The organism is Streptomyces mirabilis, assembly GCF_018310535.1.
Classification (GTDB): domain Bacteria; phylum Actinomycetota; class Actinomycetes; order Streptomycetales; family Streptomycetaceae; genus Streptomyces.
This window is the reverse complement of sequence record NZ_CP074102.1, coordinates 8411759-8428024: the sequence shown is the minus strand read 5'-3', so window position 1 is coordinate 8428024 and position 16266 is coordinate 8411759. Positions and strand designations below refer to the sequence as shown.

14 protein-coding genes are annotated in these 16266 nt (G+C 69.9%); 8 read left to right on the top strand and 6 right to left on the bottom strand.

The genetic code is table 11. The features are described 5' to 3' along the window. Positions 1-27 precede the first annotated feature (27 nt). The 6 genes from SMIR_RS37435 to SMIR_RS37410 are packed head-to-tail and all read left to right on the top strand — an operon-like array spanning position 28 to position 7928. Positions 28-1104, top strand: a complete 1077-nt coding sequence (locus tag SMIR_RS37435; protein ID WP_168489231.1) for a cupin domain-containing protein — start codon at positions 28-30, stop codon at positions 1102-1104. Further along, positions 1101-1931, top strand: coding sequence for a fumarylacetoacetate hydrolase family protein (locus tag SMIR_RS37430; protein WP_168489233.1), 831 nt, complete (start codon positions 1101-1103; stop codon positions 1929-1931). The genes SMIR_RS37435 and SMIR_RS37430 overlap by 4 nt, the downstream gene beginning before the upstream one ends. Then, positions 1928-2653: a maleylpyruvate isomerase family mycothiol-dependent enzyme gene (locus SMIR_RS37425; RefSeq protein ID WP_168489235.1), complete on the top strand. Its 726-nt coding sequence runs from the start codon at positions 1928-1930 to the stop codon at positions 2651-2653. The genes SMIR_RS37430 and SMIR_RS37425 overlap by 4 nt, the downstream gene beginning before the upstream one ends. 16 nt (positions 2654-2669) lie before the next feature. After that, positions 2670-4223, top strand: coding sequence for an FAD-dependent monooxygenase (locus tag SMIR_RS37420; protein WP_168489238.1), 1554 nt, complete (start codon positions 2670-2672; stop codon positions 4221-4223). Then, on the top strand, positions 4220-6277 hold the full coding sequence (locus tag SMIR_RS37415) for an acetate--CoA ligase family protein (RefSeq protein ID WP_168489240.1): 2058 nt from the start codon (positions 4220-4222) through the stop codon (positions 6275-6277). Before SMIR_RS37420 ends, SMIR_RS37415 begins: the two co-directional genes overlap by 4 nt. Next, on the top strand, positions 6267-7928 hold the full coding sequence (locus SMIR_RS37410) for a (2,3-dihydroxybenzoyl)adenylate synthase (protein WP_212728026.1): 1662 nt from the start codon (positions 6267-6269) through the stop codon (positions 7926-7928). Before SMIR_RS37415 ends, SMIR_RS37410 begins: the two co-directional genes overlap by 11 nt. 381 nt (positions 7929-8309) lie before the next feature. Here SMIR_RS37410 and SMIR_RS37405 read toward each other — a convergent pair whose 3' ends face one another. Continuing rightward, positions 8310-8681, bottom strand: a complete 372-nt coding sequence (locus SMIR_RS37405) for an antibiotic biosynthesis monooxygenase family protein (protein WP_168489244.1) — start codon at positions 8679-8681, stop codon at positions 8310-8312. Between the two features lie 92 nt (positions 8682-8773). After that, a complete protein-coding gene (locus tag SMIR_RS37400; protein WP_168489246.1) occupies positions 8774-9568 on the bottom strand; it encodes an alpha/beta fold hydrolase in 795 nt (264 codons plus the stop codon). A gap of 143 nt (positions 9569-9711) precedes the next feature. Here SMIR_RS37400 and SMIR_RS37395 point away from each other — a divergent pair, with 143 nt between their 5' ends. Both SMIR_RS37395 and SMIR_RS37390 read left to right on the top strand, forming a co-directional pair. After that, the gene (locus SMIR_RS37395; RefSeq protein WP_168489248.1) at positions 9712-10311 is read left to right on the top strand and encodes a TetR/AcrR family transcriptional regulator; all 600 of its coding nucleotides are present in this window, start codon (positions 9712-9714) and stop codon (positions 10309-10311) included. Positions 10312-11426: 1115 nt separating this feature from the next. Next, entirely contained in the window at positions 11427-11600 is a 174-nt protein-coding gene (locus SMIR_RS37390) for a TetR family transcriptional regulator C-terminal domain-containing protein (RefSeq protein WP_168489250.1), read from the top strand. A 202-nt stretch (positions 11601-11802) separates the two neighbouring features. On the opposite strand, the gene SMIR_RS37385 is transcribed toward SMIR_RS37390, so the two are convergent. The 4 genes from SMIR_RS37385 to SMIR_RS37370 form a co-directional block, all read right to left on the bottom strand. Next, positions 11803-12690: an SDR family oxidoreductase gene (locus SMIR_RS37385; RefSeq protein WP_211118604.1), complete on the bottom strand. Its 888-nt coding sequence runs from the start codon at positions 12688-12690 to the stop codon at positions 11803-11805. A 65-nt stretch (positions 12691-12755) separates the two neighbouring features. Beyond that, a complete protein-coding gene (locus SMIR_RS37380) occupies positions 12756-13859 on the bottom strand; it encodes an alcohol dehydrogenase catalytic domain-containing protein (RefSeq protein WP_168489252.1) in 1104 nt (367 codons plus the stop codon). Continuing rightward, on the bottom strand, positions 13859-14848 hold the full coding sequence (locus SMIR_RS37375) for a hypothetical protein (protein WP_249938548.1): 990 nt from the start codon (positions 14846-14848) through the stop codon (positions 13859-13861). Before SMIR_RS37375 ends, SMIR_RS37380 begins: the two co-directional genes overlap by 1 nt. A 96-nt stretch (positions 14849-14944) precedes the next feature. Next, positions 14945-15688 (bottom strand): methyltransferase domain-containing protein, encoded by a 744-nt coding sequence (locus SMIR_RS37370; RefSeq protein ID WP_168489255.1) that lies wholly within the window; start codon positions 15686-15688, stop codon positions 14945-14947. Positions 15689-16266 lie beyond the last annotated feature (578 nt).

Below are 16266 nucleotides of genomic sequence, written 5' to 3'. Positions count from 1 at the left end.
GCCGTACAACACGACGTGGAGGTTTCCGTGACCGACACCACCAACGAACAGACCGAGCGCAAGCTGCTCGACGAGCTGTACGCGGATTTCGAGGACGCGGGCCTGATCCCGCTGTGGACCCAGGTGGACGGCCTCATGCCGATGGTGCCGCAGCCCGCCGCGGTTCCGCACCTGTGGCGGTGGGCGGAGCTGCTGCCCATCGCGCAGCGCTCCGGAGAGCTCGTACCGGTGGGGCGTGGCGGCGAGCGCCGCGCCATGGCCTTGTCCAACCCCGGTCTTCCGGGCCTGCCTTACGCCACTCCGACCCTGTGGACCGCGATCCAGTACCTGGGGCCGCGCGAGGTCGCACCCTCGCACCGGCACAGCCAGGGAGCCTTCCGGTTCGTGGTCGAAGGCGAGGGCGTGTGGACCAACGTCGACGGGGACGCGGTGGCGATGCGGCGGGGTGACCTGCTGCTCACGCCGAGCTGGGCCTTCCACGAGCACCAGAACGTCACCGATGAGCCGATGGCCTGGCTCGACGGCCTGGACATCCCGCTCGTCTCCAAGCTGGACGCCGGCTTCTTCGAGTTCGGCCCCGACGAGCTCTCCACCCGCGAAACCCCCGAGCACTCGCGCGGCCAGCGACTGTGGGGCCACCCCGGGCTGCGCCCGATCAGCCGGCCTGACCAGCCCAACTCCCCGCTGAACGCGTACCGCTGGAAGCACACCGACGCCGCTCTGACCGCCCAGCTGGAGCTGGAGCTGGAGGGTGTGCCCGGTGTGCTCGAGCCCGGGCACGCCGGAGTCCGCTTCTCGAACCCCACCACCGGCAGGGACGCCCTGGTCACGATGCGCACAGAGATGCGCCGCCTGAGTGCCGGCACCCGGACCACCCCGGTGCGCACGGTCGGCTCCGCGGTTTGGCAGGTGTTCGAGGGCGAGGCGGTCGCCCAGGTCGGTGACAAGGTCTTCGAGATCGCCAAGGGCGACCTGTTCGTGGTCCCGTCCTGGTGCGAGGTCTCGCTGTCCGCCCGCACCCAGGTCGACCTGTTCCGTTTCAGTGACGAGCCCGTTTACGAGGCCCTCGGCCTCGCCCGTACCTCCCGAGGAGAACACAAGTGAAGCTCGCCACCATCCGGGTCAACGGCACCACGCGCGCCGTCCGTATCGATGACGACAAGGCGGTGGACCTGGGCGAGAGCGATCTGGTGGTCTTCCTGCGCCACAGTGACTGGGCGACGCGTGCCGCGGACGCCGACGGTGAGACGTACGAAGGCGCCCTGGACTACGCCCCCGTGGTCGTCGCGCCGGAGAAGGTCGTGTGCGTCGGTCTCAACTACCGCACCCACATTCTGGAGATGGGCCGCGAACTCCCCTCGCACCCGACGCTGTTCTCCAAGTTCGCGCGGGTGCTGGTCGGCGCGTACGACGACGTGACCCTGCCCGCCGCGTCCACGCAGATGGATTGGGAGGCCGAGCTCGGCGTCGTCATCGGTGCCGAGGTCCGGCACGCCGACACGGAGCAGGCGCGGGCCGCGATCGCCGGGTACACCGTGCTCAACGATGTCACCGCCCGCGACTGGCAGTACCGCACCACCCAGTGGGACCAGGGCAAGAACTTCGAGGCCACCACGCCCATCGGACCGTGGCTGGTGACCGCCGACGACCCCGCGGTCTCCGCAGCGGGTCTGAACCTGACGTGTGAGGTCGACGGCGACACGGTCCAGAAGGCCGACACCGGTGACCTCGTCTTCGACCCGGCCGCACTGGTCGCGTACCTGTCCGAGGTCGTCACCCTCGTGCCCGGCGACGTGATCGCCACCGGCACTCCGGGCGGGGTCGGCCACGCCCGGAAGCCCGCCCGCTATCTGCAGGACGGATCACTTCTCGTCACCCGGATCGAGGGGATCGGCGAGACCCGCAACACCTGCCGTCGGGAGACACGGTGAGCGAACGCCCGGCCGCGATGCTGGGGCGGGTGACCAAGGGTACGGCGGCGTTCGAAGCCGCCGTGCACCGGCTGACCGACCCTGGATTCCCCAGGCCCTCGTACCTGCCGGGCTGGAGCCGCGCTCACGTGGTCGCCCACGTCGCCCGCAACGCCGACGCACTCGTCAACCTGCTCATCTGGGCGCGTACCGGTGTCGAGACGCCCATGTACGCAAGTGGCGACCAGCGTGCGCGCGAGATCGAGGAGGGCGCCCGGCAGCCGGCCGAAAAGCTGCGTGCCGAGCTGCTCGCGGCCGACGGCCGTCTCGCCGAGGAGCTCGCCGCGCTGCCCGACGAGTGCTGGGCGGCCACCGTCCGCACCGCGCGAGGCCGTGAGGTGCCCGTCTCTCAGGTGCCCTGGATGCGGGTGCGCGAGGTATGGGTCCACGCCGTCGACCTGAACATCGACACCAGCTTCGACGACGTGCCGCACGAGGTGTGCGCGGGCCTCGTCGACGACGTGGCCGCCTCCTTCCCCGGCCGGCCGGACCGACCCTCCGTCCGGCTGCGGTCCGAGGCCGGTGCGCACACCTGGCTGCTGGGCGACTCGGCCGACGTCGAGCCGGTCGTGGTGAGCGGTGACCTGCCCAGCCTGGCCGCCTACGCGACCGGGCGCCCCGTCCCCGGCCCGTTGTACCCGACCGGCGGGGGATCCCTGCCGAAGCTGCCCGCGTGGCTGTGAGCACGAAGGAAAGACGATGAAAGTTGCCTGCATCGGCGCAGGTCCCGGAGGACTGTTCTTCGCCACACTGCTCAAGCGGAGCCGGCCCGGCGCCGAGGTCGTGGTCTTCGAACGCAACCGCCCCGACGACACGTTCGGCTTCGGAGTGGTCTTCTCCGACGCCACACTCGACGCCATTGACGCCGCCGATCCCGTCCTCAGCGAGGCGCTGGAGAAGCACGGCCGGCACTGGGACGACATCGAGGTCCGCGTGCACGGGGCCCGGGAGCGCGTCGGCGGCATGGGCATGGCGGCTGTCGTACGCAAGACGCTGCTGAGCCTGCTGCAGGAACGGGCCCGCGCCGAGGGCGTGCAGATGCGCTTCCAGAATGAGGTCCGCGATCCCGCCGAGCTGGACGACTTCGACCTGGTCGTGGTGTGCGACGGCGCCAACAGCCGCTTCCGCACCCTGTTCGCCGACGACTTCGGACCGACCGCCGAGGTGGCGAGCGCGAAGTTCATCTGGTTCGGCACCACCTACGCGTTCGACGGGCTCACTTTCGTCCACCAGGACGGCCCCCACGGTGTCTTCGCCGCCCACGCCTATCCGATCAGTGACTCGCTGAGCACCTTCATCGTCGAGACCGACGCGGACTCCTGGGCCAGGGCCGGTCTCGACGCCTTCGATCCGTCGACCCCGCCAGGCATGAGCGACGAGAAGACCAAGGGCTACCTGGAAAACCTGTTCCGCGAGCAGATCGACGGGCACCCGCTGGTCGGCAACAACTCCCGCTGGGCCAACTTCGCCACCCGCAGGGCCCGTTCGTGGCGACGGGGCAAGTGGGTGCTGCTGGGCGACGCTGCGCACACCGCGCACTTCTCCGTCGGGTCCGGAACCAAGATGGCCATGGAGGACGCGGTCGCGCTGGCCGAGGCCCTGGGTGAGGCGTCGCACAGCGTGCCGGAGGCACTGGAGATCTACGAGGAGCGCCGCCGCCCAAAGGTGGAGAAGATCCAGAACTCGGCGCGGCCCAGCCTGTCCTGGTGGGAGCACTTCGGCCGCTACGTCCGTACGCTCGACGACCCGACGCAGTTCGCCTTCCACTTCCTCACCCGCAGCATCCCGCGGGGCAAACTCGCCGTGCGCGACGCGTTGTACGTGGACCGCGTCGACGGATGGTGGCGGGGCCGTCACGATGCGGGGCCCCTGAAGACGCCTTTCCGGGGCGGGCCGTACCGACTTCCCTCGCGGCGGGTGACGGTCGACGACGACGTCCTGACCGGGACCGACGGCACCGGCATCCCGATGGTCACCTTCAGCGGTCAGTCGTCGGGGGCGGGCGTATGGATCGACGCCCCGGACACTGAGAAAGGTCTGCCGCTCGCCCTTGATCAGGTGCGTGAGACGGCAGAGGCGGGCGCCTTGCTCGTCGGTGTGCGCGGCGGTACGGCGCTGACCCGCGTACTGGTCGCGGAGGAGGCCCGGCTCGTGCACAGCCTGCCCGCCGCGATCGTCGGCGCGTACGACGACGACACCGCGACCACGCTCGTCCTCTCCGGCCGGGCCGACCTCGTCGGAGGCACCAAGTGACCGCCCTGGAAGCGCTGTTCGCCCCCCGAGCCATTGCCGTGCTCGGCGCATCGGCCACGCCTGGGAAGCTCGGCGCGGCGATGGCCGACTCCCTGGCTTCCTTCCCGGGGCCGGTGATGAAGGTCAACTCCGGCCGTCCGGACCCCGATCGGGGCTTCTTCCCCACCGTCGGCGAGGCCGCCGCAAGCCACGGCATCACACCCGACTTGGTCGTCTCCTGCATCCCGGCCGCCGTGACCGCCGACGCCCTGCGGGAGGCGGCAGCCGTCGGCGCCCGCGCCGCACTGGTGTGCGCCGGCGGGTTCGGGGAAGCCGGGGGTGACGGTCCGCTGCACCAGCAGGCGTTGACCGAGGTGGTACAGGACACCGGCATCCTGGTCCTCGGACCGAACACCTCGGGCTTCCTCGTCCCCCACCGACGGCTCACGGCCAGTTTCGTCCCGGGCGCGCCCGGCCTGGAACCGGGTCCGGTGGCGGTCGTGGCCGCGAGCGGCGGCGTGAACCACGCGCTGGCGTTCGCCCTGGCCGAGGCCGGCGTCGGTCTGCGCCTCGGGGTCGGCCTCGGCAACAGCCTGGACGTCACCCAGGGCGACGTCCTGCGCCACCTCGCCGAGGATGACGGCGTAAGGGCCGTCGCCCTGCACGTGGAGACCGCCGCGGAAGGCCGCCGCCTCACCGAGGCGGTACGGCGTCTGACCGATCGTGTCCCCGTGGTGGCCCTGGTCGTGGGCCGTAGCGACATCGGAGACTTCGCCCGCTCCCACACCGGTGCCCTGGCCACCTCCTGGCGCGTGACCAGGACGGCCCTGCGCCAGGCCGGAGCAGTCCTCGTCGACGACGAGCGCGACCTCGTCGACGCCATCACCGCGCTCAGCCGCGTACGACTTCCCGCGCATCCCCGTGCAGGCGTCGGCCTGGTCACCGCCCAGGCTGGACCCGGTCTGCTGCTCACCGACGACCTGCGCTCCCACGGCATCCAGGTTCCCCCGCTGGTCGAACGGACGGTGAAGGAGCTGCGTGAGCTGCTCCCGGCCCTCACTTATCTGAACAACCCCGTCGACACCGGCCGGCCTTCGCCCGTGCTCACGCAGGTGGTGGAGCGGGTCTCGGAGGACCCCGGTATCGATGTCACCGCCGTGTACGGGCTGCTGGAACCGACGGCGGTGGACCTCCCGGCGGCGCTGACCGCCGCCCGTACGGCCACCCCGCTCGTCGCCGTCGTCGGCGGACCCGTGGAGCAGGCGCGGCGGGCCCGCCGTGAACTCGGCGAAGCCGGCATTCCCTGCGCGGCCACGCCGGCCTCGGGATCGGCGATGGTGCGTGCGCTCGTCGAGGACGCGGCTGCGCGCACTCGACTGGAGGCCGTCCTCACCGCCTCCGATGCTCCCACCCTGCCCCCGCCGGGGCCGGTCGACGAGCACACGGCCAAGGGCGTCCTCGCGGACTTGGGCATCCACACGCCCGTACGGCGCGTGTGCGCCGACCCCGCCGCGGCGCACGCGGCTCTCGATGAGCTCGGCGGCTCGGTCGTCGTGAAGATCCTCGACGCGGACATCCTGCACAAGACGGAAGTGGGCGGGGTCCAGGTCGGCATCCGCACGCACGAGGAACTCGACGAAGCCCTCGCCCGCATGCCCGCGAGCCCCGCGCTGCTGGTGGAACAGATGGCCCCCGCGGGTCCCGAACTCATCGTCGGCGTACGCCGCGACCCGGTCTTCGGCCCCGTGCTGGCTCTGGGCGCCGGGGGAACGGCTGCCGAAATCCTCGGCGACGTCTCCCTGCGCCTCGCGCCTCTGTCCGCGAACGAGGCCCACGCGATGCTCGACGAGCTCGCCACCCGCCAGATGTTCCTCGGCACGCGCGGCGCCACCCCGGTCGACCGCGCGCGACTCACCCACGTGCTGCTCGCCCTCGCCTCCCTCGCCGCCGACGATGCCGTGGCCGAGTGCGAGATCAACCCTCTGCGCGTCCTGCCCGACGGCGACGTCGTCGCGCTCGACGCCGTACTGCTGCTGCGAGACCCCCGGGATCAAGGAGGATCCGATGACGCGTGAGGGATTCGTGCCCTGGCCCAAGGAGGCGGCCGACCGCTACCGCGAGGCCGGGTACTGGCGTGGCAGGCCACTGGGCTCGTACCTTCACGAGTGGGCCGAGACCTACGACGACACGGTGGCCGTCGTGGACGGCGACATACGCCTGACGTACCGTCAGCTCATCGACAGGGCAGACGGATTGGCATGCCGTCTGCTGGACAGTGGTCTCAACCCCGGTGACGCCATGCTCGTCCAGCTGCCCAACGGCTGGGAGTTCGTCACACTCACCCTCGCCTGTCTGCGGGCCGGAATCGCTCCCGTGATGGCGATGCCCGCGCACCGCGGTCACGAACTGCGCTACCTGGCCGCACATGCCGAGGTCACGTCGATCGCCGTACCGGACCGACTCGGCGACTTCGACCACCAGGCCCTGGGGCGGGAGATCGCCGAAGCCACCCCGAGCGTACGGCTGTTGCTCGTCACGGGTGGCACGGTCGGCACGGGCGCCACGGACCTGCGCGCCCTGGCGGAACCGGCCGACGACCCGGTCGCCGCACGGGCCCGGCTCGACCGGATCGCCCCGGACAGCGGCGACATCGCCGTCTTCCTGCTCTCCGGCGGCACGACCGGACTGCCGAAGCTCATCACCCGTACCCATGACGACTACGAGTACAACGCCCGCCGCAGCGCCGAGGTCTGCGGCCTCGACTCCGACTCCGTATACCTGGTGGCCCTGCCCGCCGGACACAACTTCCCCCTGGCCTGCCCCGGCATCCTCGGCACCCTCATGAACGGCGGCCGGGTCGTCCTGGCCCGCACCCCGGAGCCCGGCAAGGTGCTGCCGCTGATGGCCGCCGAGGGCGTGACGGCCACCGCCGCCGTACCGGCCGTCGTCCAGCGCTGGATCGACGCGGTGGCCTCCGGCCGCCACCCCGCCCCGCCCGCACTACGGCTGTTGCAGGTGGGTGGCGCCCGCCTCGCGCCGGAGGTCGCCCGCCGCGCCGAACCCGTGCTCGGTGGCACGCTCCAGCAGGTGTTCGGCATGGCAGAGGGGCTGTTGAACTACACGTGCCCTGACGACCCCGACGAGATCAAGATCGAGACACAGGGGCGCCCCATGTGCCCGGACGACGAGATCCTCGTCGTCGACGCCTCCGACGAACCGGTCCCGCCCGGCGCGATGGGCGCCCTGCTCACCCGCGGCCCGTACACCCCACGCGGCTACTACCGGGCCGCCGAGCACAACGCCCGAGCGTTCACTCCCGACGGCTGGTACCGCACCGGTGACGTCGTCCGGCTGCACCCGTCGGGCAATCTCGTCGTCGAAGGACGAGACAAGGACCTCATCAACCGGGGCGGCGAGAAGATTTCCGCCGAGGAGGTCGAGAACCTGATCTACCGCCTGCCCGGTGTCGCCCGCGTCGCGGCCGTCGCGAAGGCCGACCCCGACCTGGGGGAGCGGGTGTGCGCGGTCGTGGTCGTCGAGCCGGGAACCCGCTTGAGCCTCGAATCGGTCCGTGCCGCCCTCATCGCGATGCAGGTGGCGCGATACAAGCTCCCGGAAGACCTGCTGGTCGTGGAGGAGTTGCCGCTGACAAAGGTCGGCAAGATCGACAAGAAGCGTCTGCGGGATGTCGTCCGTGGCAAGGCGAACTCCGTCGAGGCGGTGTGACGGCGCTCGCCGCGGCGGCGAACGGGCCGGCGGCGTTGCGGTGACGCTCCCGCTTCCCCGGAGAAAGTCAATCGGCTTTGCCGGCCTTCTGGCGGTACCTGGGGAAACAGCTCCAGGTACCGCCATCGCCGTCGCCCCGTCCCGACTGTCAGACCAGCAGCGGGATGTACCCCGTCCTGGTGACCAGCGATATGCGTCCTCTCGTACGTCCTGCCGCTGAGTCTTTCTCTGTACGGACCAGGCCGAGTGCTTCGAGCACCAGTCGGTCGGTCAGAGGACACGGATCGGCGTCGTCGGCGCGAGCCCACGGCTGACCAGGGACCGAACGTCGCCACCCGTCGTGCGCATGGCGAACGGCGGCCCGGAATCGAGTAGTGGTCGTCATTCCCCGTCGCAGACGCCCTCTACAGCGAACTTCTGGTACAGGTGCGGGTAGGCCACGGTACCGGCAGGGTAGCTCCCCAGATGCGAGGCGAACTCCGGCGTTCCGAGCGCTGCACGGAGGTGCTCGGTGGATTTCCAGACTGCGACGTTGGTGAAAAGCCAGCTGCCGCCGATGCCCCGGTACAGCTGCACCGAGAGGAGGCTCCCCGACTTCTTCATGTACTCCGCGTCGTCCGTCCAGGCGGCCACCACCTCATCCTCCTTGCCCTCCGGGGCGACAAAGGTGTTGATGATGGTGACCGGGCCGGCCTCCTCCTTCTGCTGGTCGTGGAAGTGGGTGGACTCGTCGAGGTGGCCGAACTTGAGCATGGTTCCTCCATGAACTCGTGTGTGGTGAGTTGTGATCAAGGAGCGGTCCGGGTGAGGGGCCAGGCCCCTGTGGCACAGCCCGTGGTGTGCGTTCAGGCGTTGTGCTTGTCGAGGAAATCGGTGATGAGCTGCAGCCACTCGTCGGTCCGCTCCAGCATCGGCAGGTGGCCGGTGGCGATTTCGGCGAGTTGGGCGCCGGGGATGGTCTCGGCGAGCCGGCGGTGCAGGGCGGTGGAGGTGAGCCGGTCGTCGGTGGTCGAGACGACCAAGGTGGGGACCGCGATGCCGACGAGGTCGTCCCGGACGTCGACCTGGCCGACCAGGTCGGTCTGCTCGGAGCTGCCGTCGGCCGCGCCGGCGGCGACGTAGCCGAGGGTCTGCCGCAGCTGCTCGGCGGGCATGGACTCCAGCGCCTGGGTGCCGAGGGCCATCATGAGCTGGAATTCGGCGAGCAGTTCGCGGTCGCCGGAGGCTGCGATCTTGCTCCAGACCGAGGAGGCGAGAGCGAGCCGGTTGTCGCGGTGCGGGAAGGCGGCGGTCAGGACGAGTGCAGTGACGCGCTCGGGGTGGCGGGCGGCGGCTCGGATGGCGACCGGGCCGCCGAGGGAGAAGCCGGACACAGCGAAGCGGTCGAGGCCCTCCGCATCGGCGGCGGCGACGAGCTGGTCGGCGAGGTCGTCGACGGACAGCGGGGTGGTGGAGCGGGGGGTGTCGCCGCTACCGGGGTAGTCGACGCCGACGACGGTGTGGCGGGCGGCGAGGGCTTCCAGGACGGGGCCGTAGGTGCCGGCCAGGCTGCTGCCGGCGCCGTGGGCGAGGAGCAGGCCGGGGCCCGAACCGAGGCGAGTGCGGGCGAACGTGGGTGCGATCAGGTTGCGAGGTGACATGGCCGTCTGCCTTTCGAATGCGCCGACACGCGAGAATCATCCAGCGCGTGTGATTACTTCTCCAGGTCTATCACACGGAGCGTATGATTTACGCCTGTGACGTCAATCACACGCGCCGTATGATGTGCCGGTAGAGTGGCGGCATGAAGCAGCCCCTCCACCGCCGTCAGCCGACCCCGGGCAACCCGCGCGTACAGCGCACCCGCAATCGCGTGCTGGCCGTCGCGCGGGAACTGCTGCCTCAGGTCGGACCGGCCGGGCTGACCTACGCCCTGCTGGCCGAGCGGTCAGACGTCACCCGCCAAACCCTCTACCGGCACTGGCCCACCCGAGCCGCGCTGCTCTTCGACCTCGTCCTCGAAGGCCCCGACCTCGGCACCTACCCCGAACCGGGCAGCGACGTACGTGAAGTGGCCACCGCCTGGCTGAAGAGCCTGCGCGCCGGCGTCAGCGTGCCGGCCGTGCGAGCGGCGGCCCTGGCCGTCACCGCCCAGGCCGACCACGACCCCGACAGTGCGAGGGCGCTCGTCCGCATCGGCGAAGACCGCTACGTCGGCTTCAACAGGCTGCTGGAGCCTTCGGGCATCCAGATCAGCGACGACGAGTTCACCCTGCTCTACGGGCCCGTCCTCGCCCGGCTCTTCCTCGACCGCGGCCAGGTCACCGACGCCTTCATCGACGCCGTCGTTGCCCAATGGCTCACCACGCTGCAGCCTGCCGACGCACCGCAGGACTCCCGGTAGTAGTCACCGAAGACATCCGACAGAGAGGAACAACCGCATTCAGGCAGCGAAACCGGACTCGTGTCGACCCGTCATCGCCGCCCCTGCCGAGTGAGCCTCGCCACCTGGTGCCGGGCGCTACTCCACACCCAGCATGACCGCCGGCCAGCTGCCCGGGTCCGCATGTGGAGCGCCGTCAGGTCCTCCCGGACGTGCTCGCCGACCCTTGGTTGGCCGAGCCGGTGTGGTCGACCACCGACCTGAGCGAGGCGCCCTGCACCGGTGCGAAGTTCTCGAAGGCACGGGCGTCGCTCCGGCGATCGGCTTCATGGAGGCTTCATGTGCTGAGTGGTACGTGCTTTATGAGGCGGCTGTTGTCTGGCGGTCATGCACGCACTCCTCGTCCCGCCGGTGGACAACGTTGACCACCCTGCTGTGCGGCACCCGACTTCGGCGGTCGGCACCGCGCGGTCCGGTTCCGTCGTGACCGGCGCGTTCCTTGGTCTGGGGTCGGCCAGGCACGTGGAGCCCGCTGGACACGAGCTCGACGATGACGCGCTGCATGAAGGAACCGCCGGCCTGTTCACCCGGGTGGGGGCAGCGGCGGCGGGGCCGGCGGCGTTGCTCGCGGGTCCGCTCCACTAGCCGACCGGTGACCGCCGGCCTATGCGGCTGCGTCGGCGCCGTGGGTTCCCACGCCTGAGCGCCGGACCGGCCTGTTGGCGGCAACCGGCCAGGCCGAGGAGCGGCTTGGCCGCTTGCGCTCCCCGGTCGGCCTGGACCGCGCGCACGCCAGCCCGAGGAGAGGCGGTCTCCACCATCGCGGGGACCATCGCCCTTCTGCGCAGGCCCTGCCGGGCTGGCGACGGCGCCGTGACGCACGCACACACGACCTGACTCGCACACAGAATGAAGAGGGGAACCGGAAATGAACCTGCGACGGAACATCTCGCGTCGAAGGATGATCGAAGGAACATCGGCCGCGGCGCTTGTCACGGCGGCTGCGGCCACGGTGCCTGCTGCCATGGCCAGTCCGGAGGCGGCAGCGTCCGGGCCGGGGCTACCGAAGGGCAACTGGCGTATTGACACCCACGCGCACCACTCCCCCGACGTGTACAACGACTACCTCAAGCGCTATGGCCTCCTCGGCGCCGGGCATCGACCTGGAACTGGCCATCGACATGTTCGTCGGCCCGCTACTCATCCGCACGTTCGTACGCCACGACCCCGACCTCCCGGATGGACTGCCCGAAGAGATTGTCGACACCGTCCTCCATGGCCTACGGCCTGTCAGCTCCCCACGCAGTTGAACGCGTAGGCACGGGGGCGCAGCCGCTGCCACCAGCCCACCGCACCGCACCCGGTGGGCGCGCGAACCCGACATGGTGGTGCGCCCCGGCCGCTTGTCTGTCGCACACCGACCAGCCGTCAGCGCGGTGGTGGTTCTCCGTTGTCCCTACGTGAGGTGTCTCCCCTCCATTGGCGGGCACCCCACGACTGCGTCGGGGGCGCTCAGCCTCGCGCGGCGAACGCGGTGGCCGCTTCCGCGAAGGACGCGGGTTCACGGCCGAGCAGCATCCGCAGGACGTTGCTGTTGCCGCGCAGGCCGTGCCGGTCATAGTCCCGCCACATGGCGCGCATGTCCGAGGCCCGGGACGCAGAGTCGGCAACTCCCGGCGGGAGCGGTGCGTCCGCCCAGTCCACCGTCCTCGCCTCCAGATCCACTCCTCGTGCACGCCCGGCAAAGCGCACCGCCTCGGCCAACGTCAGGGCGGGTCCCGCGAGTTCGTAGGTCGCCGAGTCGTGCCCCAGCTCGGAAAGCACCTTGACGCCGGCTTCTCCGAGGTCACGCAAGTCGATGAACGAGAACTCGTTGTCGACGTTGAACGGCACCCCAACGGGGCCGGCCGGAGCCCTCCCCCACGTCGACAGGACGATCTGCGCGAACATCGAGGGCTGGAGAATCGTCCAGTTCAGCCGCGAGGCCCGCACGGCGGCCTCGGCGTTCGCCTTGCGCAGGTGGTGGCGCAGCCCGGGGGTGTGCGGATGGAGGACGGACAAGTACACGAACCGGTGCGCGCCCGCGTGCTCAGCCGCCTCAAGTGCCCTGATCGCGAGCGCGTCTTCCTCCGGGTGGAACGCCGGCGGAATCATGAGCACGAAGTCTGCGTTCTTCAGCGCCTGCCGGACGGTGTCCGGCTTCTCCAGGTCCGCCTCGACGATGTCGTCCACGCCCAGGGCAGCCACTCGTTCCCGCCCTGCCGAGCCGTGCACCACGGCCCGGACCCGGAAGGGAGCTCGCAGCGCGGCCTCCAGCACGTACGTACCGCAGAGCCCCGCCGCCCCGATCACCGCGATCAGGGGCGGCTCCTGGCTGCGTACGGCTTCTGATTCGGACACTTTCCCGGCTTCCTCTCGCTGTTCTGAGGCGACTCCGCGGAGCCGTGACGCATTCGTGCGTCGGGTCAGGGGTTGATCACGGTCATCCACATGGGGTCGTCGACCCGTTGCTGTATCGCGTCCATGGCCTTGAGCGCTTCGGTGAGCGGGAACCGGTGGGTGATGAGCTCGTCGGCCGTGAGGGCGCCCGTCGCGAGCAGACGCAGGACATCCGTTGCGTCCCGGCGGGTGTAGGCGCGAGTGGCGACGAAGCGCCAGCAATGCATCATCAGGGCGATGGGGGGCAGCGACAGCGGGGTGGAGTTGCCGCCCATGTGCACGAGTGTGCCGCCGGTGGCCATGCCGGCCATCGTCTGGCCGAGGGCGGGACCCTCCGGGATGAAGTCGATGACGGCATGGGCTCCCTCGGGTGCCAGCTCGCGCAGCCGACGGGTGAGAGTGCCGTCGGTCGACCAGTTCTCAGGGAGTTCGTCGAGGGCCACGACGCCGGCCGGTATGCCGCCGGCGAGCCCGGCGACGCGGTGGAGACGCTCGGTGTCGCGGCCTACGAGGATCAGACGGGCGACTCCGAAGTGCTCCGCGAGTTTGACCGTCGCGGTTCCCATGGTGCCGGTCGCGGCGGTGACCACGAGGGTGGCCCGTTTCGGAAGGTCGGCGCACTTGAGTGCGCGCACGGCGTTGGCCAGGTCGTGGACCTTGGCCGCGACGTCGAAGCCGACGGAGTCCGGCAGGGAATCGATCAGCCAGTGCGGGGCGCGGATGTACTCCGCGAGTCCGCCGTCGTGGTACTGGTCGTACAGGGGCATCGGGCCATCGCCGAAGGCGGCGTGGCCGAGCATGGCCTGCTGGGCACACATCATGTCCCGGTCGGTACGGCAGTAGTCGCACTCACGGCAGTTCAGCAGGGGGTGGACCCGCACCCGGTCGCCGACCGCGTGGCCCGTGACGTCGCGGCCCACGGCGGTGACGACGCCTGCGGCCTCGTGGCCGAGTGTGGTGGGCAGGTGCTTGAGCGCTCCCATCCGCAGCAGGCGCATGATCCCCGGGGCCAAACCGGCGGAGGCGACCTTCACGATCACGTCGAGCGGACCTGGCTCGGGGACGGGCATCTCGTCCAGGGCGAGTGCTTCGGCGCCCTGGTGCGCTCGCAGGGCAAGCATCGTGGCCATCAGCGGACCTCCACGGTGAGGCTCGGGAGCCGTTCGGGGGTGTGGGCATCCGCCGTACGCGTGGTCTCGGCGACCTGGGGCAGTTCCTGGTGCGAAAGGAGACTGACGTAGTCACCGGGCTCGGTCACGACGCTGGCGTGGGAGATGCCGAGCGGGATGCGCACGAAGTCGCCCGGCTCGAGGTCGACGACGCCCCGCTGGGTGATCAGCGTGCGGTGACCATGGGCCTGGTACTGGATCTCGTCGGCGTCGAGGGTGCGCCGGTAGCGGCGCTGTCCGCCCGGAACGGTGGTGACCATGCCGAGGCGGATGCGATCCGTCGTGTACAGCCAGGTGACGTCCTGACCGGGATCGGCCCGCAGCACCGCCATCCGACGGTCCTCCTGGTGCACCTGCTCGAGCAGGAGCTGTTCGTCGATCCCGAAGACGGTGATGTCGTGGCCGAGCGCGGCCATGCACTGAGTGATCGCCTCGTTGGCCTCGCCGGGCTGCCAGCCGGGAAACGGCGGGAACATGGCCCCGGACTCCCGCTGGGCCAGGGCCAATTCGGTGACCGGTGCGGGGATGTAGAACAGCAGGTGGCTGTCCTCGCGGCAGTAGTTGTCGTGGGCGACGCCGCGCGGAATGCGGGAGAACTCGCCGGGCTGGAACTCGATCACGCCGAGTTCGGACATCAGCGTCCGCTCGCCGCCGATCTGGTAGGAGATCTCGTCGACGTCGCAGTTGCGGTGGTAGAAGGGCTGCCGGCCGTCGAGTTTCTGCCACTCGACGCGGATCTCGTCGTTCTCGTAGACGCCGCGCGGCGGGGCGTACGCCTCCGGCTCGTACTGCTGCGGGTAGTGCACCACGGTCAGCGGCGGGTGCTCCTGCCACAGCTTGACGGGCACCTTCGGGGGATGCGGTGGCGAGAGCAGCAGGTGCTCGTCGCGGACGATACTGCGCAACGGATGGTCGGAGCCCAGGACCATGACGTCTTCAACGACACTCACGGGGACCTCCTTGTCCTTGGGTGAATGAGTGGATCGACTCGGGTGACGGGGAGGGAATGTGTGCCGCAGCCTGTTGTCTGAAGCCCGCGGCAGTGCTCACCTCTTTCGGCCCCAGTACATCTCGATGCCCTTCCATTCCATCAGCTGAGGGCTGTCGACCTTGTCCCCGAACGCCTCGCGGATCTGCTCTCCGGAGTAGTAGGGAATGTCGTCCACGGGGACGTGCGCGAAGAGTTTGTCGAACCACTGCCGAAGGTGGACGTCGGAGTTGATACGGGAGGAGAACGTCGCTCCCTTCAGGACCGCTTCGGCCAGCACGATGCGCCGGCCGGGCTTCATCACCCGGAGCAGGTCCGCAGCCGTCTCGTGCCAGTCGTCACAGTGTTGGGTCGCCTGCAACACCGCGACGCAGTCGTATGCCTCGTCATCCACCGAGTCCGTGTACGACCAGCGCCAGCAGCCGATCTGGCCGTTTCGGCCGGGGACCTTGCCGAGGACGGCGTTTCGTCCGTCCTTGATGATCTCCACGGTGTCGATGACACCCTCAGGTCCCACCAGGGCCCGCATGTCCTCGACCCACCCGGAGGGCGCGATGCCCTCACCAATGAGCAGAACCCGGTCTCCGGCACGGAGTTCGAGCAGACCGTAGACGATCTCGGAGATCGGCCGCGCCAGCTCCTGCCAGATGTACGGCAGGCCACCGGCGATGGCCATGGCCATTTCCCATTTCACCCGTTGGTTGACGTCGTGGATCTCCGGGCCGAAACGCTCCTCGTCCCACGGCTGGATGTATTTCCAGGGGTCTCCGCCACCGAAGCTGTCCTCGGCTTGTGTACTCATGTCGTCATGTCCTCCATAGCCTGCCGGAATCGTGTGGTGAGGGCGCCATTTCTCCGGCTGGAATGCCGCCCCGAAGCGCCCGGTCCATCAAGCGCAGATGTTGACAAGGGCGCCGATGCCTTCGATCTCGAGGGGGTCGTCGTCATCGTGAGGGCCTCCTTGCCCGTCAAACGGTGGGGTGCAGCGGCCTTGAGGCGCGGCGCGCGATGCGGCATTGGCCCCCGGTACGGCGGAACCGGTGGGTCGTGTTGAGGACGCCGTCCGGGACATAGGCGCCATCAGGCTGTCGCACGTGCAGCAGGATCAGCGCCTGCAACTGGACGGACTCACCGTGGGGCCGCCGGCCTGGACCGTGGTGACCTCATTGGCAAGCACAGGGACGGTCTGCCTCGCCGTGTCGGCCTCCCGCGCAGGAGGAAGTCGAGAATCTCACTGCGCCCACGGAAGGCCCTGCCATGGGCCTCGAATGCGGCATCGTCCCGCGAACACGTCGATCCCGGCAGTGGCCCAGCCTCTGTCGATGTCGTGGTGGTAGCCGACAACCAGAGCCAGGCAGTTGCTCCCGGCATCGTCTTGAT